At 52.9% G+C, this 18,163-nt stretch carries 19 protein-coding genes and 1 pseudogene; 17 read left to right on the plus strand and 3 right to left on the minus strand.

The genetic code is table 11. The features are described 5' to 3' along the window. Window positions 1-342 precede the first annotated feature (342 nt). Window positions 343-909, plus strand: a complete 567-nt coding sequence (locus tag DS743_RS01095; protein WP_013439260.1) for a GNAT family N-acetyltransferase — start codon at window positions 343-345, stop codon at window positions 907-909. Here DS743_RS01095 and DS743_RS01100 read toward each other — a convergent pair. Beyond that, window positions 866-1,435: an LURP-one-related family protein gene (locus DS743_RS01100; RefSeq protein ID WP_035183617.1), complete on the minus strand. Its 570-nt coding sequence runs from the start codon at window positions 1,433-1,435 to the stop codon at window positions 866-868. The genes DS743_RS01095 and DS743_RS01100 overlap by 44 nt on opposite strands. Beyond that, on the minus strand, window positions 1,432-2,316 hold the full coding sequence (locus DS743_RS01105; protein WP_003617309.1) for a Cof-type HAD-IIB family hydrolase: 885 nt from the start codon (window positions 2,314-2,316) through the stop codon (window positions 1,432-1,434). The genes DS743_RS01100 and DS743_RS01105 overlap by 4 nt, the downstream gene beginning before the upstream one ends. 161 nt (window positions 2,317-2,477) lie before the next feature. Here DS743_RS01105 and DS743_RS01110 point away from each other — a divergent pair, with 161 nt between their 5' ends. Genes DS743_RS01110 through tsaE form a run of 3 tightly spaced genes read left to right on the plus strand, consistent with a single transcriptional unit; the run spans window position 2,478 to window position 4,667 of the window. After that, a complete protein-coding gene (locus DS743_RS01110) occupies window positions 2,478-3,161 on the plus strand; it encodes a uracil-DNA glycosylase (RefSeq protein WP_035183615.1) in 684 nt (227 codons plus the stop codon). Between the two features lie 20 nt (window positions 3,162-3,181). Further along, window positions 3,182-4,171, plus strand: coding sequence for a phosphate acetyltransferase (pta, locus tag DS743_RS01115; RefSeq protein WP_035183612.1), 990 nt, complete (start codon window positions 3,182-3,184; stop codon window positions 4,169-4,171). Window positions 4,172-4,181: 10 nt separating this feature from the next. Then, the gene (gene tsaE / locus DS743_RS01120) at window positions 4,182-4,667 is read left to right on the plus strand and encodes a tRNA (adenosine(37)-N6)-threonylcarbamoyltransferase complex ATPase subunit type 1 TsaE (protein ID WP_002879996.1); all 486 of its coding nucleotides are present in this window, start codon (window positions 4,182-4,184) and stop codon (window positions 4,665-4,667) included. A 69-nt stretch (window positions 4,668-4,736) separates the two neighbouring features. On the opposite strand, the gene DS743_RS01125 is transcribed toward tsaE, so the two are convergent. Further along, the gene (locus DS743_RS01125; protein WP_002879997.1) at window positions 4,737-5,270 is read right to left on the minus strand and encodes a 3'-5' exonuclease; all 534 of its coding nucleotides are present in this window, start codon (window positions 5,268-5,270) and stop codon (window positions 4,737-4,739) included. Between the two features lie 125 nt (window positions 5,271-5,395). On the opposite strand from DS743_RS01125, the gene murB reads away from it, so the two are divergent. From murB to DS743_RS01190, 13 genes and pseudogenes are all read left to right on the plus strand, one after another. After that, the gene (murB, locus tag DS743_RS01130; RefSeq protein ID WP_002879998.1) at window positions 5,396-6,289 is read left to right on the plus strand and encodes a UDP-N-acetylmuramate dehydrogenase; all 894 of its coding nucleotides are present in this window, start codon (window positions 5,396-5,398) and stop codon (window positions 6,287-6,289) included. Window positions 6,290-6,329: 40 nt separating this feature from the next. Then, a pseudogene (locus DS743_RS01135) lies at window positions 6,330-7,348 on the plus strand (ABC transporter ATP-binding protein). A 2-nt stretch (window positions 7,349-7,350) separates the two neighbouring features. After that, window positions 7,351-8,163: an ABC transporter permease gene (locus DS743_RS01140; RefSeq protein WP_013439265.1), complete on the plus strand. Its 813-nt coding sequence runs from the start codon at window positions 7,351-7,353 to the stop codon at window positions 8,161-8,163. Beyond that, window positions 8,160-8,963, plus strand: a complete 804-nt coding sequence (locus tag DS743_RS01145) for an ABC transporter permease (protein WP_035161797.1) — start codon at window positions 8,160-8,162, stop codon at window positions 8,961-8,963. The genes DS743_RS01140 and DS743_RS01145 overlap by 4 nt, the downstream gene beginning before the upstream one ends. Continuing rightward, window positions 8,960-10,042, plus strand: coding sequence for an ABC transporter substrate-binding protein (locus DS743_RS01150; RefSeq protein WP_035183607.1), 1,083 nt, complete (start codon window positions 8,960-8,962; stop codon window positions 10,040-10,042). The genes DS743_RS01145 and DS743_RS01150 overlap by 4 nt, the downstream gene beginning before the upstream one ends. A 31-nt stretch (window positions 10,043-10,073) precedes the next feature. Then, window positions 10,074-10,913, plus strand: a complete 840-nt coding sequence (cdaA, locus tag DS743_RS01155; RefSeq protein ID WP_072544225.1) for a diadenylate cyclase CdaA — start codon at window positions 10,074-10,076, stop codon at window positions 10,911-10,913. Then, on the plus strand, window positions 10,913-11,863 hold the full coding sequence (locus tag DS743_RS01160; protein WP_035183603.1) for a CdaR family protein: 951 nt from the start codon (window positions 10,913-10,915) through the stop codon (window positions 11,861-11,863). The genes cdaA and DS743_RS01160 overlap by 1 nt, the downstream gene beginning before the upstream one ends. 23 nt (window positions 11,864-11,886) lie before the next feature. Continuing rightward, window positions 11,887-13,239, plus strand: coding sequence for a phosphoglucosamine mutase (gene glmM / locus DS743_RS01165; protein ID WP_003617321.1), 1,353 nt, complete (start codon window positions 11,887-11,889; stop codon window positions 13,237-13,239). Window positions 13,240-13,368: 129 nt separating this feature from the next. Beyond that, window positions 13,369-14,181 carry a Cof-type HAD-IIB family hydrolase gene (locus DS743_RS01170; RefSeq protein ID WP_035183600.1) on the plus strand — a complete coding sequence of 271 codons (813 nt, stop codon included), beginning with the start codon at window positions 13,369-13,371 and terminating at the stop codon, window positions 14,179-14,181. 51 nt (window positions 14,182-14,232) lie between these two features. Beyond that, window positions 14,233-15,207: a serine hydrolase domain-containing protein gene (locus DS743_RS01175; protein ID WP_035183597.1), complete on the plus strand. Its 975-nt coding sequence runs from the start codon at window positions 14,233-14,235 to the stop codon at window positions 15,205-15,207. Between the two features lie 78 nt (window positions 15,208-15,285). Further along, window positions 15,286-15,729, plus strand: coding sequence for a CopY/TcrY family copper transport repressor (locus DS743_RS01180; RefSeq protein WP_002880011.1), 444 nt, complete (start codon window positions 15,286-15,288; stop codon window positions 15,727-15,729). Continuing rightward, a complete protein-coding gene (locus DS743_RS01185; protein WP_035183594.1) occupies window positions 15,723-16,097 on the plus strand; it encodes a cupredoxin domain-containing protein in 375 nt (124 codons plus the stop codon). The genes DS743_RS01180 and DS743_RS01185 overlap by 7 nt, the downstream gene beginning before the upstream one ends. After that, entirely contained in the window at window positions 16,097-18,013 is a 1,917-nt protein-coding gene (locus DS743_RS01190) for a copper-translocating P-type ATPase (RefSeq protein WP_035183590.1), read from the plus strand. Before DS743_RS01185 ends, DS743_RS01190 begins: the two co-directional genes overlap by 1 nt. The last annotated feature ends 150 nt before the right edge of the window (window positions 18,014-18,163 follow it).

An 18,163-nucleotide genomic window follows, 5' to 3' on the forward strand; every position in this document is an offset into this window, starting at 1 on the left:
TTGAATATCGGAATCATGTTTTAACAACCTTAACGGCTTAATATTAATTTGTCCCAATTTTGGGGGTCACATCAGATACTCCAATAGAAAGTTTAGCTTAAATTCGCAGAGCATAACTAAATTAGGCTCGGGAAAGGACTGAGACCACCATAAGATGCAGTCGACAATTGAAGATAGAAGAAGTTCCTAATGGTTAAGTACGTGAGTAGATTGACTGTTAGGAACTTTTTGTTTGCTCGGAAAGGACGCTTAATTGTCTTTTTTCTCCTGACTATAGTAACATGAATTGTAGGAAAACAATTTATATAGAAAAATAACAAGGAAAAGGAGAAAAAAGACGAAATGATCCGTAAGGCAAGAAAAAGCGACTTTGAAGCGGTTTACCCGATTTTAAACCAGATTTTTGACGAGATGGACATGGATACCATCAACCGCCTGCCGGAGAGCCAGTTCTACGACTTGATGCGGCTGGGTTTCATCTCGGAAAACTACCGTTATTCCTACAACCGGATCTGGGTTGAGACTGACGAAAACGACCGGGTCCGGGGGATGATCTGCATGTACCCGGACAAGGCCCAGGGAATTATTGACGTGGTGCTCAGAAAAGAAATGGCCAAGGTCGGCCTGCCAATGACCACCGATATCTTTACCGATAAGGAAGCCCAGAAGGGGGAATGGTATATCGATGCCTTAGCTGTCTCTCCGCGGGACTGGGGGAAGGGGATTGCCAGCCGCTTAATGGAACTGGCCCCGAAACTGGCCAAGAAGCACGGCTACAAGAAGGTCAGTTTAAACGTAGATCTAGAAAACCCTCGCGCACAGCAATTATACTTGCGCAAGGGTTTCAAAACAACTAATTCAATGACTATTGGCGACCGTGTTTACGACCATATGGTAAAAGAAGTTTGAAGAAGCTGGCCGTGCTGGTCTGCCGCCGGTTGAGATTTGGAAAAAGGTCCGGCAGCTTGAGCGGGGTGACGTGCCACTGGGTGAAAAGGACCGCGATCAGCAGAATAAAGGGGGTATCTTCCTCCCGGCTGATCTGGCAGGTCAAGGTCACCCCCTTGTCGGATACCACGGTGTCAACGGAAGCCACCTTCTTAAAACCGTCCCGGAAGGAATAGCTGCCCTGCTTGATGCTGCCATTGACCCAGTAGTTGAGCCGGGTAATGTAGAACAAGTTGGTCTGGGGGCTGTTGACCTTCTTGACGTGGACCAGGGAGTGGTGAACCACATCAAGGGTGTAAGAAGCGATCAAGCCGGTGCCATCGCTGAACAGGCGGCCGATCTCATTACCGCTGGTGTCCAGCAGGTAAAGGGTGTGGTTGGGATTGTCCAGCCGGCCGCGGATGGAGCCAAAGGGCTTGCCCTCCTCATCGGTGATTGGAATCTGGCCCGTGTGGCCTTCCTGGGTTAGGTAAAGGGTGTAAATCATTGGTCCTGCTCTTTTTGATTGTCGGCAAGGATCTTGTCGATAGCCCAGGCTACCCCGTCTTCATTGTTGCTCTTGGTGACGAAGCTGGCAATCGTCTTGATTTGCGGAATGGCATTGCCCATGGCCACGCCGGTGCCGGCAGCCTGGATCATGCTTTCATCGTTCAGGTTGTCGCCGATAGCTGCGATTTCTTCGCGCTTGATGCCCTTGGCCGCCGCGTAGTCCAGCAGGGACCGGCCCTTTTGGGCGCCGGCGGCGTTGATTTCGATATTGTCGGCCGCGCTGGAAGTGATGGAAACCTTGTCGATCTCTTCAATTTTCTTGATGACGTCGGTGAAGGCGTATTGGCCCCGGGAGTCAAAGACCAAGATCTTCATTACTTCCGTGCCAGGTTCGTCCATCAAGTCCTCATAGCTTGGCACCTGCTTGATGCTGACGATGGCCGGCTTGCTGGCTGAAACCAAAACAGCCTCCTTGAAGGTCAGCATTGGGTTCAGTTCCACCATTAAGTGGGCCACGTTGGTAATCCGCTGGCTCAAGTCTTCTGAGTAGACGTGGTTGCTGGTAACCAGTTCGAAGTAAAAGCCTTCCTTCTTGAGCAGGCGGCAGATCTTCTTGGCAGTTTCCAGCTTCAAGGGATTCTTGACGATCAAGTTGCCGGCCGTGTCAAAGACCAAGCCCCCGTTTAAGTTAATAAAGCCGCAGTCTATCCCGTATTCTTTAAGCATTGGCTGGGATTCATGGGGTGCCCGGCCGCTGGCCACCATGAATTCGATGCCGTTTTCTTGGGCGCGTTTAATGGCTTGAACATTGGCGTCAGAAATTTCCATAGAAGAGTTCAGCAGGGTCCCGTCCAAGTCACAGGCGATCAGTTTAATCATGTTATTTCCTCCTTGTTGTTATCGATTTCATAATAACATAAAGGAGGAAGTTTGATTACTACAAAGTGTTTCTTTATTTGAAAAAAATTGTCGTGAATTATTTCACTAGTTCCTTTAAATCAAGAGGCAATCATGGTAAGATTGACTAAGGTGAATTACAGATGAAACAATTTATTGGAAATGATTGGGACCAGGTGCTTACCCCGGTTTTTGAAAGTGATGAATATCACAAGCTGCATGATTTTTTGAAAAAAGAATACCAGACCAGGCAGATCTACCCGGACATGTACCATATCTTTACGGCCTTCAAGCTGACCCCTTTTAAAGACACCAAGGTTGTCATTTTGGGCCAGGACCCCTACCACAATCCTGGCCAGGCTAACGGCATGAGTTTTTCTGTCATGCCGGGCACGCCCCTGCCACCATCCTTGCGCAATGTCTATAAGGAGCTCTATGACGATGTTGGGGCCCAGCCGGTCAACCACGGCTACCTTAAACGCTGGGCCGACCAGGGCGTTCTCTTGCTCAACGCCGTTTTGACCGTGCCATATGGCCAGGCTAACGGCCACCAGGGCAAGGGCTGGGAAATGGTGACAGACGCCGCTATTAAGGCCTTGAGCGAGCGGGGGCAGGTAGTCTTTATCCTGTGGGGCCGCTTTGCCCAAAATAAGATACCCTTGATCGACCAGGACAAGAATGTCATTATCAAGTCAGCCCACCCGAGTCCTTTTTCGGCCAACCGCGGCTTCTTTGGCTCCCGGCCATTTTCAAGATGCAACGCGGCCTTAAAGGAATTTGGCCGGGCTCCGGTCGACTGGCAATTGCCGCCTAACCCGGAAGCATGATTTTTTTGAGGAGATTATTGATGGAAGTTTTTGAACAATTAAAGCAATTGATTAAGCAAAAAGACAAGCAGCGGATTGTTTTCCCGGAAGGGGAGGACCCGAGGATCCTGACGGCGGTCAGCCGCTTAAAGCAAGATGACCTGATTGAACCGATCGTCCTGGGGCAAAAGGACCAGGTCCTGGCTTTGGCGGAAAAAGCCGGCTTGGACATGACCGGGATCGAAATCGTGGACTACCAAAACAGCACGGACTTTGGCGAGATGGTGGAAAAGTTCCACGAACGGATGGCCGGGGGCAAGCACTTCCAGACCATGGAAGAAGCGGAAGCTGCCTTGCGCGACGCCAACTTCTACGGGACCATGCTGGTTTACACCGGCCAGGCCGACGGGATGGTGTCCGGGGCGGCTCACTCAACGGCCGACACGGTCCGGCCAGCCCTCTTCATTTTGAAGACCAAGCCGGGGATGCACCGGATTTCCGGTTCCTTCATCATGGAAAGAGGGGAAGAAAAGTATGTCTTTGCTGACTGCGCGATTTCCATCGACCCGACCAGCGACCAGCTGGTTGAATTCGCGGCCCAGTCAGCTGCTACGGCCAAGATGATCGGGATTGACCCCAAGGTGGCCTTCCTCAGCTTCTCAACCCACGGCTCAGCCAAGGGCCCGCAGGTAGACAAGGTGGCAGAAGCGGCCAAGCTGTTCAAGGAAAAGTACCCGGACATCCCGGCAGACGGCGATTTGCAGTTTGACGCGGCCTTCGTGCCAGCAGTTGCTGAACTTAAGGCACCTGGTTCAGCCGTTGGCGGCCGGGCTAATGTCTTTATCTTCCCGGAACTGCAGTCAGGCAACATTGCCTACAAGATTACCCAGCGCCTGGGCAACTTTACGGCCATTGGGCCGGTTTTGCAGGGGATTGCCAAGCCGGTCAACGACCTCTCCCGGGGCTGCAGTGCTGATGACGTCTACAAGATCGGGATTTTGACGGCGGCTCAAGCCGTTATGGAAGGGTAGAAAGAAAGCGATGACAGAATTAGCAATCAATTCCGCTTCTGACATGCAGGCCTTTGGCGCCTCCTTGGCCCAAAGCGCCCAGCCCCATGACCTTTTGCTCTTAAAAGGGGACCTGGGGGCCGGCAAGACCACGCTGACCCAGGGCTTCGGCCGGGCTCTGGGGATTAAGCGGCCAGTCAAGAGCCCGACCTTTACCCTGGTCCGGGAATACCGGGAAGGGAAGCTGCCCCTTTTTCACATGGATTTTTACCGGCTGGAAGGCGATGACTTGGCTTCAATCGACTTAAATGACTACCTGGCTGAAGAAGGCGTGGTCATCATCGAATGGCCCCAGGTGATCCAGGCTGACCTGCCCAGTGACTTTTTAGAGCTGGTTTTGACCCGGGTGGACGATTCCTGGGATTCAACCAAGCGCTTGCTTGAGCTCATCCCGCATGGGCAAAGAGCAGCTGCCTGGGCAGAAAACGCCTGCCGCCTCTACCAGGAAAAGCAGTAAAGCAAAAAACAAAAGCAGAAGTAAAAACAAGAGAAAAATGGATCAGCTTGCTACTGATCCATTTTTTGCCTAGACTTGGTAGACAAACTTTTTCAAAAGCTCGCTGCCCCGCTTCTCCTCCTCTTTTAAGAGGATACCGGCGCAGGCTTCGCTGTCGCTTAAGGCATTGTGGTGGTGCCAAAGCTCCACGCCCAAAAGGTCAGAGACAGTGTTGAGCTGGTAGTTATCCAGGCCCGGCTCCAATTCCCGGCTGACCTTGAGGCTGTCTAAAACCAGGTAGTGGGGCTCGGCAATTCCGTAGCGGGCCAGGGACTGCTTCATTACATTGCAGTCAAAGCGGGCATTGTGGGCCGCCACCAGCATCCCCGGCTGAAAAAGGGGCTGGATCTTGGGCCAGACCTCGGCCATGGTCGGGGCTCCCGCCACGTCTTCAGCCGTAATGTCGTGGACCTTGACCTGCTGGGCGTCAAAAGCCATCTGGGGGTTGATGACCGTGTAAAAGCGGTCGATAATCTTGCTCTCCCGCACTAAAACCAAGGCCAAAGAGCAGGCGCTGGCCGGGTGCTGGTTGGCAGTTTCAAAGTCCATGGCAACGAAATTCATCATAAGCAAAAGCCTCCATGTTGCGCGTAAGTCAAATTAAGACAAGCAAACTTGATCCAAGCTAGTATAACACAGCGTGAATGCGGTAAAATATCAAAAGGAAGATTTAGAGGAGGCAATTTTAATTGAAGCTGTATGACTTAAAAGCGCAAGGACTTAATTTGCAAGAAAACATTCCTTTGAGCCGCTATACTTTTACCCAAACCGGGGGACCGGCAGAATACCTGGCCTTCCCCAAGACTTTGGCAGAATTGAAAGAACTCTTGGCCGCGGCCAAGGAGGATCAGCTGCCAATTACGGTGATCGGCAACGCGTCCAACTTGATTATCCGGGACAAGGGGATCAAGGGCCTGGTGATCATTTTAAAGGAAATGAAAGAGATCAAGGTTGAAGCTGACAAGGTCCACGCCCAAGCCGGGGCCAGAATCATCGATACTTCCTTCGCGGCTGGGGAAGCCGGCCTGTCCGGCCTGGAATTTGCCGCGGGCATCCCCGGCTCAGTCGGCGGGGCGGTCTTCATGAATGCCGGGGCTTACGGCGGTGAAACTAAAGACTGCCTGGAAAGCGCCACGGTCGTCACCAGAGACGGTGAGGTCAAGACCTACACGAACGCTGAGCTGCATTTTTCCTACCGGCATTCCCTTTTGCAGGAAAATGACGAGATCGTCATCGCGGCAACTTTTGCCTTAAAGGCCGGTGATAAGGCAACTATTTTGGACCAGATGAACTACTTGAACGCGCTCAGAAGCTACAAGCAGCCCCTGGAATACCCGTCCTGCGGTTCAGTCTTCAAGCGGCCGACCGGCCACTTTGTCGGCCCGATGCTCATCAAGGCCGGCCTGCAGGGCAAGCAGATCGGCGGGGCCCAGGTGTCAACCAAGCACGCAGGCTTTATTGTCAACAAGGGCGGGGCCACGGCAACCGACTACCTCAATTTGATCCACTATATCCAAAAGACGATCAAGGAAAAGGATGGTATTGCTTTGCAGACGGAAGTCCGCATAATTGGCGAAGAATAATGGCTTAGGATTAAGAGAAAAAGAAAAATGGGAACGGCAAATGGAAATTATTAAGTTAGATCACATCACCAAGCAGTATGATGATGGCTTTGTAGCCTTGAAGGACATCAACCTTGAGCTTGAGTCCGGCAAATTCTACTCTTTGCTGGGGCCATCAGGCTCGGGTAAAACAACGATTTTGCGGATCATTGCCGGCTTTACGGAAGCGTCAGCTGGCAAGGTTTATTTTGACGGTCAGGACATCACCAATCTTGACGCCTCAAAACGGCATATCAATACGGTTTTTCAGAATTACGCTCTTTTTCCGCACTTGAATGTCTATGAAAATGTTGCTTTTGCCTTGAAGCTGCGCCGGCGGCCGGAAAGCGAAATCCGGGAAAAGGTCAAGGATGCCCTCCACACCGTCCGCCTGGACGGCTACGCCAACCGGGAAATTTCCGAACTCTCCGGGGGCCAGCAGCAGCGGGTGGCGATCGCCCGGGCGATCATCAATGAACCTAAGGTGCTGCTTTTGGATGAATGCCTGTCAGCTTTGGACAAGCGCCTGCGAAAAGAAATGCAGTTTGAACTCCGGGCCATTCAGAAGAAGCTGGGCATCACCTTTATTTTTGTCACCCACGATCAGGAAGAAGCCCTGGCCATGAGCCGGTCAACGACTTCGTTGCTCGCTTTATCGGGGACTCCAACATTTTATCCGGCCGGATGATCCGGGACTTTGCCGTGGAATTTGCCGGCAAGGACTTTGAATGTGCCGACGCCGGGATCACCCCGGGGGAAAAAGTCGAAGTCGTTTTGCGGCCAGAAGATTTGGATATTACGGCTCCAGCTGCTGGCAAGCTCATGGTAACGGTGCAGAGCCAGCTTTTCCTGGGCGACCACTTTGAAATCAAGGCCATCGGCCAGGACGGCTTTGAATGGCTGATTCATTCCACCAACGGGGTCCAGATCGGCCAGGAAGTCGGCATCTTCTTTGACCCGGAAGACATCCACGTCATGCGGCTGGGCGAAACCGAAGAAGAATTCGACGCCCGCCTGGAAACTTATGAAGGTGAGGACTAGCCATGAAAAAGAACCGGCTTTTATTTTTTTTGCCTTACCTGCTGTGGATCGGCCTCTTCGTCATCGCCCCCCTGGTCTTGATTCTGGGCTATTCACTGACTGATGCCCACAGTCATCTGACCCTGCAAAACTTCGCCGCCTTTTTCTCTGGCGACACCTTTTTGCGGATGATGGCCAATTCCTTTTGGTATGCCCTCTTGATCACCTTTTTCTGCCTGCTGGTCTCTTATCCGGCAGCCCTGGCTTTGACCAGGCTGAAAAACCAGCAGTTCTGGCTGATGCTGATCATTTTGCCGACTTGGATCAACCTTTTGCTTAAGGCTTACGCCTTCATCGGGATTTTTTCCCGGAGCGGGATGGTCAACCAGTTCCTGGGCCTCTTCGGCATCGGCCCGGTTGGGATCATGTTTACCGACTTCGCCTTTATTTTCGTGGCGACTTATATCGAAATTCCCTTCATGGTCATGCCCATCTACAACTCGCTGAAGGAAATTGACCCCGCTCTTTTAAGTGCCAGCTCAGACCTGGGAGCCAGCTTCTGGCAGACCTTCCGCTACGTGATCTGGCCCTTGTCCTGGCCAGGCGTTGAATCGGGCATCCAGGCTATCTTCATCCCGTCTCTGTCTCTCTTCATGTTGACCCGCTTGATCGGGGGCAACCGGGTGATCACCCTGGGGACGGCGGTTGAAGAGTATTTCTTGACAACGATGAACTGGAATATGGGGGCAACGATCGGGGTTATCCTGATCGCCTTGATGTTGATTGTAATGCTGCTGACTTCACGCAAGCAGCACAAGAAGGAAATTGAATTATGAAAAAGACCATTTGGGGCAGGGTATACTTTGGCCTGGTGCTGCTGATCCTCTACCTGCCGATTTTTTACCTGATCTACTTTTCTTTCTCCAGCGGCTCCAGCATGGACCACTTCCGCCATTTTACCTGGGAGCACTACCAGACCTTGTTTGCTGACAAGCGCCTTTTGGCTATCTTGCTGGAGACGATCATGCTGGCTCTTTTGTCCAGCCTGGCGGCAACCGTCCTGGGGACTTTTGGGGCCATTGCCATCCAGCGCAGTAAGGAGGGCTACCGCAAGATCCTGCTCTCTTTTAACAATATCTTGATCGTGTCGCCCGACGTTGTTATCGGGGCCAGCTTCTTGATTCTTTTTACCGCCCTGGGCTTCAGCCTGGGCTTTGCCTCCGTCTTGCTCAGCCACATCGCCTTTTCGGTGCCGATCGTGGTCTTGATGGTCCTGCCTAAGCTGAAGGAAATGGACAACTCCCTGATCGACGCGGCCCGGGACCTGGGGGCTAACAATTACCAGGTCTTCAGCCAGGTCCTCCTGCCGGCCCTTACGCCGGGGATCCTGTCAGGCTTCTTCATGGCCCTGACTTACTCTTTGGACGACTTCGCGGTTACCTTCTTCGTGACCGGGAACGGCTTTACCACCTTGTCCGTTGAGATCTATTCCCGGGCCCGGCAGGGGATCGACCTGGAAGTGAATGCTTTAAGCACAATCATCTTCTTCTTTGTCCTCCTTTTGGTCGGGGTCTACTACTTCTTGACCAAGCGGCAGGGCAAGAAGGCTAATAAGCTGGGAGGGCTTCTGCGATGAAAAAAATCCTATCCGCGGCCCTGGCCATCCTTTTGGTCAGCTTGGGCCTTTACCTGGGCGCCCAGCAGCTGGACAGCTCCAGCGGCGGCTCTGCCTCAAGTAAGAAAGACTTGATCATTTACAACTGGGGGGACTATATCGACCCGGATTTGATTACCAAGTTTGAAAAGCAGACGGGCTACCATGTCATCTATGAGACTTTTGACTCAAACGAAGCCATGTATACTAAGATCAAGCAGGGCGGGACAGCCTATGATTTAGCCGTGCCGTCGGATTACATGATCACCAAGCTGCGCCGGGACAATCTTTTGGACAGGATCGATACCAGCCGCTTGAGTAATTTCAAGTACATCGGCAAGGAATTTTTGCACAAGTCCTTTGATGAGAAAAACGAGTACTCAGTGCCTTACTTCTGGGGAACCCTGGGGATTGTCTACAACGACCGCTATGTCAAAAAGGGCGAGATCAAGAGCTGGAATGACCTCTGGAAGAAAAAGTACCAAGGGCAGATCCTGCTGGTTGACTCAGCACGCGATATCATGGGCATGTCCCTGGTTTCCATGGGCTACTCCATGAACGACACTAACTCTGCCCACCTTAAGGTCGCCAAGGCCAAGCTAGACAAGATCGGCAAGAACGTCAAGGCAATCGTGGCTGACGAGCTGAAGATGTACATGGTGCAAAATGAGGCCTGGATCGGGGTTACCTATTCCGGGGAAGCCGCGACGATGATGGACCAGGACTCCCACATCCATTACGTGGTGCCGGCCCAAGGGTCCAACTTGTGGTTTGACAATATCGTTATCCCGAAGACTTGCAAGAACAAGGAAGCCGCTTATAAGTTCATCAACTTCATGCTAGAGCCCAAGAACGCGGCCCAAAACGCCGAATACATCGGCTACTCGACCCCGAATACCGCGGCGCAAAAGCTCCTGCCTAAGTCCGTCCGGGAAGACAAGCAATTTTACCCGCCAATGTCGACGGTCAAGAATTTGGAAGTTTATCGGGATCTACCAAGCAGCAAGGTGCAGGAATACAATGACCTCTTCCTGGAGTTCAAGATGTATGCCCGTAACTAGCTGACAGAAAATTTTAGAAAGAGAAAATTTCATGCAGTTTGATTTTGCAAGTCTGTGGACCTGGCATACCTTGTCGGTGGTCCTGGACGTCTTGATCACCTGGTATTTCATCTACCACCTGACCCATTTGATCAAGGGGACCAAGGCTGTCCAGCTGGCCAATGGGATCATTTTGATCATGGCGGCCCGGGTCTTGGCCGGCTGGGCCCAGCTGACGACCGTTACTTTTATTTTGGACCAGATCGTTTCCTGGTCAGTCATCGGGATTATCGTCATCTTCCAGCCGGAAATCCGCCGGGGGCTGGAGCGCCTGGGCCGGGTCTCCCTGTTTTCTGATTCAGAAAACAGCAAGCGCGAGCAGCAGGAGAAGCTAGTCAGGGAGCTGGACAAGGCGATCCAATACATGTCCAAGCGCCGGATCGGGGCCTTGATTACTTTGGAACAAAAGACCGGTCTGGAAGAATACGTGGAAACCGGGATCAAGCTCGATGCCCTGGTTACCGGGGAATTGCTGATCAATATCTTCATCCCCAACACACCTTTGCACGACGGGGCGGTCATCATCAAGAACAACCGGGTCCAGGTGGCTTCCGCCTACCTGCCCCTGTCTGACAATGCCATGATTCCCAAGAGCCTGGGGACCAGACACCGGGCAGCCGTCGGGATCTCTGAAGTAACCGACGCCATCACCGTGGTCGTTTCTGAAGAAACGGGCGGGGTGACTATCACCAGAAACGGCCAGTTCATGGTTGACCTCAGCCAGCAGGAATACCTCAAGTACTTGCGGGCTGAACTGGTCACTGAAGAAAAGAAGAAGCAGCCATGGCCAATCCGCCTGGCCCGGGGCATCTGGAACTGGGGGGATAAATAATGCACAAATTGATTGAGCAAAAATGGTTCTATAAGCTTTTTTCCCTGCTCTTAGCCATCGTCTTGGTTGCCTTCGTTGACAACACCCAGGTTAATACCAACAACCAAACCAAGGTGCAAGAAACGGCAAGCACTAAGCAGAGCTTGAAGATGGCCTTGCAAGTGTCAGTAGACACTGACAAGTACTACGTCACCGGCTACCCATCCAAGGTCAAGGTGACTCTAGAAGGACCGAATGCCCTGGTTACTTCCGCCGTTAACACCCAGAACTTCCGGGTCTACATTGACTTGAGCAAGCTGGGGGTTGGCAGCCACCAGGTGCCAATTAAGGTTAGCGGCTTGCCCAGCCAGGTTTCCTACAAGCTGCCGCAGAAAAGCGTGAGAGTCAACATCCAAAAGCGAAAGTCCCGCACCTTGCCGGTCCAAATAGGTTATAATAAGAATGCTGTTGCTCAAGGCTATGACATCGGCACGCCGACAGTCAGCCCGGAGACGGTTGAAGTCACTGGGGCCCAGAGCGAAGTAAAAGCGATCGACCACGTGCAGGCCCAGCTAGTCGTGCCAAACGGCAGCACCGAGACAGTGCGGCGGAACGTTCTTCTAGCCGCATACGATGCCAAGGGCCACCAGCTCAACGTGGTGATCAGTCCGGCAACGGCCCGGGTAACCCTGCCTTTGTCGGTCTCTAAGAAGACGGTTAAACTGAAGCTGAATGCCAGCCATGGCTCAAGCAAGAAAGTTTACTCCTTGACTGTCAAAGAGGAAAAAGTTACCCTCTATGGGCAAAAGGAAGCCCTGAGAAAGATCAGTTCCCTGACTTTGGATGTTGATCTGACTGATATCAAGTCTTCGGTCACCAAGTCCTTCCGCCTACCAGTTCCAAGCGGGGTTGCCTGGATTTCACCAGGCAGCGTGGACGTCCAGATCGAAGTCAGCGATTCGAACAACTAGAAAAAAGAAAGGTTCTTTGCAACATGCTTAAATATTTTGGTACTGACGGTGTCCGCGGTGAAGCGAACAAGGTTTTGACCCCGGAAATGGCCTTTAAACTGGGCCGGATGGGCGGCTACGTGCTGACCAAGGAAAAGAAAGACGGCGGCCAGGCCCGGGTTCTGGTTTCAAGAGACACCCGGATTTCTGGTGAAATGCTGGAACACGCCTTGATTTCAGGCCTTTTGTCAGTCGGCATTGAAGTTTTGGAATGCGGGGTCATGACCACACCTGGCCTGTCCTACCTGGTACAGGCCCAAGGGGCAGATGCCGGCGTGCAGATTTCTGCTTCCCACAACCCGGTTGAAGACAACGGGATCAAGTTCTTCGGCAGCGATGGCTTGAAGCTGTCTGACGCCAAGGAAGAAGAAATCGAAGAACTGATCGATGCTAAGCAGGACATGCTGCCGCGGCCATCAGCAGAGGGCCTGGGCACGGTAACCGACTTCCGCGATGGCAGCAACAAGTACATCCAATTCTTGGAAAACACTATTCCGGAAGACTTGAGCGGGATCAAAGTCGTAATCGACGGGGCCAACGGGGCAGCCAGCTCCTTCATCTCCCGTTTGTTTGCCGACCTGGATGTTGACTTTACCACTATTTCAACCCACCCGAACGGGCTCAACATCAACGACCACTGCGGAGCTACCCACACTGCCCGCCTGCAAGAAGAAGTTGTCAAGCAAGGTGCCCAACTGGGCCTGGCCTTTGACGGGGATGCCGACCGCTGCATCGCGGTTGACGAAAACGGCAATGAAGTCGACGGCGACCACATCATGTACGTGATTGGCTCTTACCTGGCTGACCATGGCCGCTTGAAGAAGGACACGATCGTGACGACCGTCATGAGCAATCTGGGCTTCACCAAGGCTCTTGAGCGCCGGGGTATCAAGAATGTCCGCACCCAAGTCGGTGACCGCTACGTATCTGAAGAAATGCGGGCCAACGGCTACAGCCTGGGCGGGGAACAATCCGGCCACGTGATCATCAACGACTACCACAACACTGGTGACGGTATGCTGACCGGTATCCATCTGATGCTGGTCATGAAGAAGACTGGCAAGTCTTTAACTGAACTTTTGGCTGACTTCAAGGAATACCCGCAAGTTTTGGTCAACGTTCCAGTTAAGGACAAGAACAGCTGGAAGAACCACCAGGCAGTAGTTGACGCGATTGACTCCGTTGAAAAGGACATGGCTGGCGACGGTCGGGTCCTGGTCCGTCCTTCAGGTACCCAGGAGCTGCTCCGGGTTATGGCTGAAGGCCCGACCCAGGAAATCACCCAGGAATACGTTGACCGGATCGTCAAGGTCGTTACGACGGAAATGGGCGAATAAAAAAGCAAGTTAAAAAGCTGTAAAGCTGAGAAGAAGGAAAGTTCAAATTGAGCTTTCCTTTCCTTTTTTGCGGAAAAAATTTTGCAATAATTAAGTAAGAACAGGCTTTGGACTACATAGGAGGAAAATATGGCGATTAAAATGCTGGCCATCGACTTAGATGGCACCCTGCTAACTGACAGCAAGACGATTCTGCCCGGGACCTACAAGGCCTTGCAGGAAGCGAAAGCAGCCGGGATCAAGATTGTGCTGACTTCTGGCCGGCCCTTGTCGGGCATCAAGGGCTACGCGGAAGAATTAGGTTTAAGCGGCAGTGAAGAGTACGCGATCCTCTTCAACGGGGCGGTAGTGCAGAACTTAGACGGCCGGGTCCTGATCAGTCATGATCTGGACTTTGGCGACTTCAACACCCTCCTGCACATGCAGCGGCTCAGCGACGTCAACCTGGACTTTGAAACTCCGGACCGTTTTTACACTTTGGACAAGAAGATTTCCATCCGCCTGCAGATTGACGGGGCGGAAACCAAGAACCAGCTCTGGATTCAAGACAGAAGCGACTTCAAGAAGGACTTTACCTTTGCCAAGGCAGTCTACCAGTGCGATGACCCGGACCAGGTCGACCGCCTTTGGAACCGGCTGCCGGACTGGTTCTTCCAGTCCTACGCAGTTGTCCGCAGCTGGCCGGAAGTCGTTGAAGTCGGGTCACTGGCCGCTTCAAAGGGCTACGCGGTTAGCGAATTGGCCTCAAGACTGGGCCTGTCGAACAGTGAAGTCATGATCTTCGGTGACCAGGGCAATGACCGGTCCATGTTTGAAATCCCTGACTTCAAGCGGGTGGCCATGGGTAATGCCATCGACGAGATCAAGGACCTGGCTGACTACGTCACCGAGACCAACGAGCGCGACGGGATCGCCAAGGCCCTGCGGAAATTAGTTTTATAAGCGAAGAGGACAGATCTACGGATCTGCCTTTTTTCTTTTTCAGGAGGAAAAATGACTACGGCAGAAATTGAAGAAAAAATCACCGGAATTTTTGAGGGGGCAATCCGGCAAAAGACCGTAAAGGGCGTCTCTTATGCTTTGGTTGACCAGGGTGGGGTCAGCCGGCACTACTTGGGCCAGGCTGAGCCGGGGCAATTCTATGACCTGGCCTCCTTGACCAAGGTGGTGGGGACGGCCAGCGGGATTTTTAAGGAAATGGCTGCAGGGAAAATCAGCCTGAAGGACCGGGTGGGAGACTTTTTCCCGGCGGCTTGTTCAGCTGTTACAGTAAAGGACCTGCTCCTGCACACCAGCGGCCTGCCGGCGGACTTGGATGATGTCTGGCAATACCAAAGCCCGGGGGAAGTCTGGGAGGCGGTTTTAGCCACTAAGCCTCTTTTTTTACCTGGCCAGGAGTCAATATATTCCGACCTCAACTTCATTATCTTGGGCAAAATTTTAGAGCAGGTCAGCGGGCAGGACTTGAGCAGCTTTTTGCGGGAGGAGATTTTTGCCCCTTTGGGGATGCGGGAGACTGGTTTCTTGCTTAAGGGCAAAAGGGACAACTTTGTCAAAACAGAAATAACTAAGGAGAGAGGGCAGGTCTGGGGGAACGTCCATGACGAAACCGCCTGGCAAATGGGCGGATTGGCCGGCCATGCCGGTCTCTTTTCCACTCTAGATGACCTGGCCCGCTTCAGCTCCTTTTACCTAACGACAGCTAGTCCGCTTGTGGCTGGCCTGTTTGACTATGACTGCTTTGAGCGGACCCTGGCCTGGATCCGCTGGCAAAAGGGCTGCCGCTTTCTCTGGCATAGCGGCTTTACCGGTCCGGGATTAGGCCTGGACCTTGAAAATGGGCGCGCCCTGGTCATTTTGGCCAGCTCCGCTTACCCCAAGCGGGGCAACGAGGCCTGGATGCTGGCCCGCCGGCAGGCGGCCAAGACTTTTTTTGGCGGCGGCTACCGGGAAGAAAAACAAGAGTAGATTGTTGACAAATGTAAACTATGCTGTAAAATAGTCTTTGTAAAGGTTACAGATGTAAATGAGGAGAGGAGGAAGGAAATGAACGAAGATTGCCGGATTTCAGACGCGGAATGGCAGGTTATGCGGGTCGTCTGGACCCTGGGCCAGGCCAATAGCAGCGAGATTATTGAGCAATTAGCGGCAAAATGTGCCTGGAGCCCGTCAACGGTCAAGACCCTGCTGCGGCGCTTGGAAAAGAAGGACTTTTTACTAGTTGACCGGCAAGGTCACCGCTTCGTATACCGGGCGGCTAAAGATGAAAGCGAAGCGATGCAGGAGAGCTTGACGGCCGAGTTTGCCGCAATGTGCGATATGCACAAGGGGGAGATGCTCCTCCGGCTACTGGATGACCTGCCTTTAAGCAGAAGCGACCTTGAAGCGATTGCCAAAAAGGCGGCTGAAAAGGCGAAGACGGCTCCGGAAAAAGTTGGTTGCAATTGTTTAAGTACTTGTGAGCATATGGAAGGTGAACGGGAATGTTAGTTAATGGATTAGTAATTTTGGCCGCGGCCGCTTTGATCGGCTTGATCATCTGGTGGTTTTTCGGCAATTTCCAAAAGAGCAGCCAGCAGGCGGATCTGGCCAATGGCCGCCAGGAAGGGCAGGTAGTCGTCAAGGGCGGCTATGAGCCGGAAGTGCTCTACTTAAAGCAGGGCGTGCCGGCAGAAGTAACTTTTAAGATGGAAGACAAGACGGCCTGCCTCAGCCATGTGGTCTTTTCTTCTTTAGGCGTTGACAAGGACCTAAGCAAGGAAAAGCTAGCCAAGGTCCAGATCCCGACCGACAAGACCGGGGAGATCGACTATGCCTGCGGCATGGACATGTTTCATGGGAAGATTGTGGTTAGATAATGAAATTGACTAATTGGCGCCGCTTTTGGCTGTCCCTGTTTTTGGCCCTGCCCATGCTGGCCCAGATGCTGTTGATGATCTGGGGAATCATGCTGCCAGGGATCAAGACCTATTCGCTGATCGCCACCAGCTTGATCATGCTAATTGGGGCAGGACCTTACATTCAAAGCGCCTGGGCAGCTTTGAAACGCCACCAGGCCAACATGAACAGCCTAATCGCCATCGGCACTAGCGTGACTTATGTCTACAGTCTTTTTGCCTACTTCACTGGCCGGCCGGTCTACTTTGAAAGCGCGGCTTTTATCTTGATTTTTGTCTTGCTAGGGGATGCCCTGGAAGAAAAAATGCATGACCGGGCAGCAGCTTCTTTGAATAAGTTACTGGAACTCCAGGCCAGTGAAGCTGAGGTCAAGCGGGGAGAAGACTTTGTTAAGCTTCCCTTGGACCAAGTCAAGGCCGGCGACATAATCAAAGTGCGGCCGGGCGGCAAGGTACCGGTTGACGGCCGGCTTGTATCCGGGCAAAGCAGCGTCAATGAAGCCATGGTGACTGGGGAGAGCATGCCAGTCGCGAAAAAGCCCGGTGACAGGGTGATCGGGGCAACCATCAACGGCAGCGGCAGCTTTTTGATGGTGGCTGAGCAGGTCGGGGAAGAGACCATGCTGGCCCAGATCGTCAAAGTGGTCAAGCAGGCCCAGAACTCCCGGGCCCCGATCCAAAAACTGACTGATAAGGTGGCTAACTACTTCGTGCCGGCGGTATTGATCGTCAGCATCCTGACCTTTGCTATTTGGGATGTCTTCAGTCCCGTGGGCCCGGTTAAAGCCATGCTCTACGCAGTTTCCGTCATCGTGATCGCCTGCCCGTGTGCCTTAGGTTTAGCTACCCCGACAGCTTTGATGGTGGCCAGCGGCCGCAGCGCCCGGATGGGGGTTTTGATCAAGGACGGGGAAATCCTGGAAGCAGCCGCGAAAATCAAGACTATTGTTTTTGACAAGACCGGGACGTTAACGGTCGGCCAGCCCCAGCTGGTGGATCAGGTGGGGGATAAAGCAAGCCTTAGCCTGGCGGCCAGTCTGGAAGCCAATTCAGAACACCCTTTGGCCCAGGCCATTGTGACCAGCGCTAAAAAGGGCGGCCAGCCTCTCTTGCCAGTCAGCGATTTTTCGGCTGAAGAAGGCAAGGGGGTAGAAGGCAAGGTAGCTGGTCACTTAGTTAAGGTGGGCCGGGCTGACTACGTCAGCGCCCCAGATGCTTGGCGCCAGCAGGCAGAAGGCTTGGCGGAAGCCGGCAAGACGGTGGTTTATGTCCAAAAAGATTCCGCCGTCATTGGCCTCCTGGCCCTGCAGGATGCTCCCCGCCCAGAAGCAAAGGCCGTCCTCAGCGAGCTTAAAAGCCGGGGGATCAAGACGGTCATGTTAACTGGCGACAACCAGCAGCTGGCGGAAAAAATCGGCCGCCAGCTGGGCATTGACCAGGTCGAAGCGGGACTTTTGCCCGGGGAAAAAGCTGACCGCTTGGCCAAATTGCAAGAAGCAGGGCCCGTGGCCTTTGTCGGCGACGGCATTAATGACGCGCCGGCCTTGTCACTAGCCGATGTTGGCATTGCCATGGGCAGCGGGACCGACGTGGCCAAGGAAGCCGGCGGCATCGTCTTGATGACTAGCGACTTGACCGGGGTTTTGCGGGCGCTTGACTTGTCCAAGCAGACCTTCACGCGGATCAAGCTGAACCTTTTCTGGGCCTTGATCTACAATTTGATCGGGATTCCGGTCGCGGCCGGCCTCTTCTCCTTTATCGGGGTCAGCCTCAGCCCGGAACTGGCCGCTTTGGCCATGGCCTTCAGCTCCGTCTCAGTCTTGCTGTCATCATTAATGTTGAACTGGACTAAGATCGCCGGGGCGGGCAAAAACTGATAGAGCAATTATGAAATAATGGAATAAGGCTTTAAATAGAAGTGCCAGGCTGGTGCTTCTATTTTTTGTTTGCTTTTGAAGCGCTCTCTGATGTAATCTTATAATTAGTGCGTTAATTAACGATCTAGGAATAGACAAAGAGAGGTAAAT

It is taken from the genome of Lactobacillus leichmannii (genome assembly GCF_024701915.1).
In the GTDB taxonomy this organism is placed as follows: domain Bacteria; phylum Bacillota; class Bacilli; order Lactobacillales; family Lactobacillaceae; genus Lactobacillus; species Lactobacillus delbrueckii.

Coding starts and splice junctions, on each gene's coding strand:
- glmM (WP_003617321.1), top strand. CDS start 11,887: ATGCTTAAATATTTTGGTACTGACGGTGTCCGCGGTGAAGCGAACAAG.
- cdaA (WP_072544225.1), top strand. CDS start 10,074: ATGCAGTTTGATTTTGCAAGTCTGTGGACCTGGCATACCTTGTCGGTG.
- DS743_RS01160 (WP_035183603.1), top strand. CDS start 10,913: ATGCACAAATTGATTGAGCAAAAATGGTTCTATAAGCTTTTTTCCCTG.
- DS743_RS01150 (WP_035183607.1), top strand. CDS start 8,960: ATGAAAAAAATCCTATCCGCGGCCCTGGCCATCCTTTTGGTCAGCTTG.
- DS743_RS01170 (WP_035183600.1), top strand. CDS start 13,369: ATGGCGATTAAAATGCTGGCCATCGACTTAGATGGCACCCTGCTAACT.
- DS743_RS01095 (WP_013439260.1), top strand. CDS start 343: ATGATCCGTAAGGCAAGAAAAAGCGACTTTGAAGCGGTTTACCCGATT.
- pta (WP_035183612.1), top strand. CDS start 3,182: ATGGAAGTTTTTGAACAATTAAAGCAATTGATTAAGCAAAAAGACAAG.
- DS743_RS01175 (WP_035183597.1), top strand. CDS start 14,233: ATGACTACGGCAGAAATTGAAGAAAAAATCACCGGAATTTTTGAGGGG.
- tsaE (WP_002879996.1), top strand. CDS start 4,182: ATGACAGAATTAGCAATCAATTCCGCTTCTGACATGCAGGCCTTTGGC.
- DS743_RS01190 (WP_035183590.1), top strand. CDS start 16,097: ATGAAATTGACTAATTGGCGCCGCTTTTGGCTGTCCCTGTTTTTGGCC.
- DS743_RS01145 (WP_035161797.1), top strand. CDS start 8,160: ATGAAAAAGACCATTTGGGGCAGGGTATACTTTGGCCTGGTGCTGCTG.
- DS743_RS01100 (WP_035183617.1), bottom strand. CDS start 1,435: ATGATTTACACCCTTTACCTAACCCAGGAAGGCCACACGGGCCAGATT.
- DS743_RS01140 (WP_013439265.1), top strand. CDS start 7,351: ATGAAAAAGAACCGGCTTTTATTTTTTTTGCCTTACCTGCTGTGGATC.
- DS743_RS01110 (WP_035183615.1), top strand. CDS start 2,478: ATGAAACAATTTATTGGAAATGATTGGGACCAGGTGCTTACCCCGGTT.
- DS743_RS01185 (WP_035183594.1), top strand. CDS start 15,723: ATGTTAGTTAATGGATTAGTAATTTTGGCCGCGGCCGCTTTGATCGGC.
- DS743_RS01105 (WP_003617309.1), bottom strand. CDS start 2,316: ATGATTAAACTGATCGCCTGTGACTTGGACGGGACCCTGCTGAACTCT.
- DS743_RS01125 (WP_002879997.1), bottom strand. CDS start 5,270: ATGAATTTCGTTGCCATGGACTTTGAAACTGCCAACCAGCACCCGGCC.
- DS743_RS01180 (WP_002880011.1), top strand. CDS start 15,286: ATGAACGAAGATTGCCGGATTTCAGACGCGGAATGGCAGGTTATGCGG.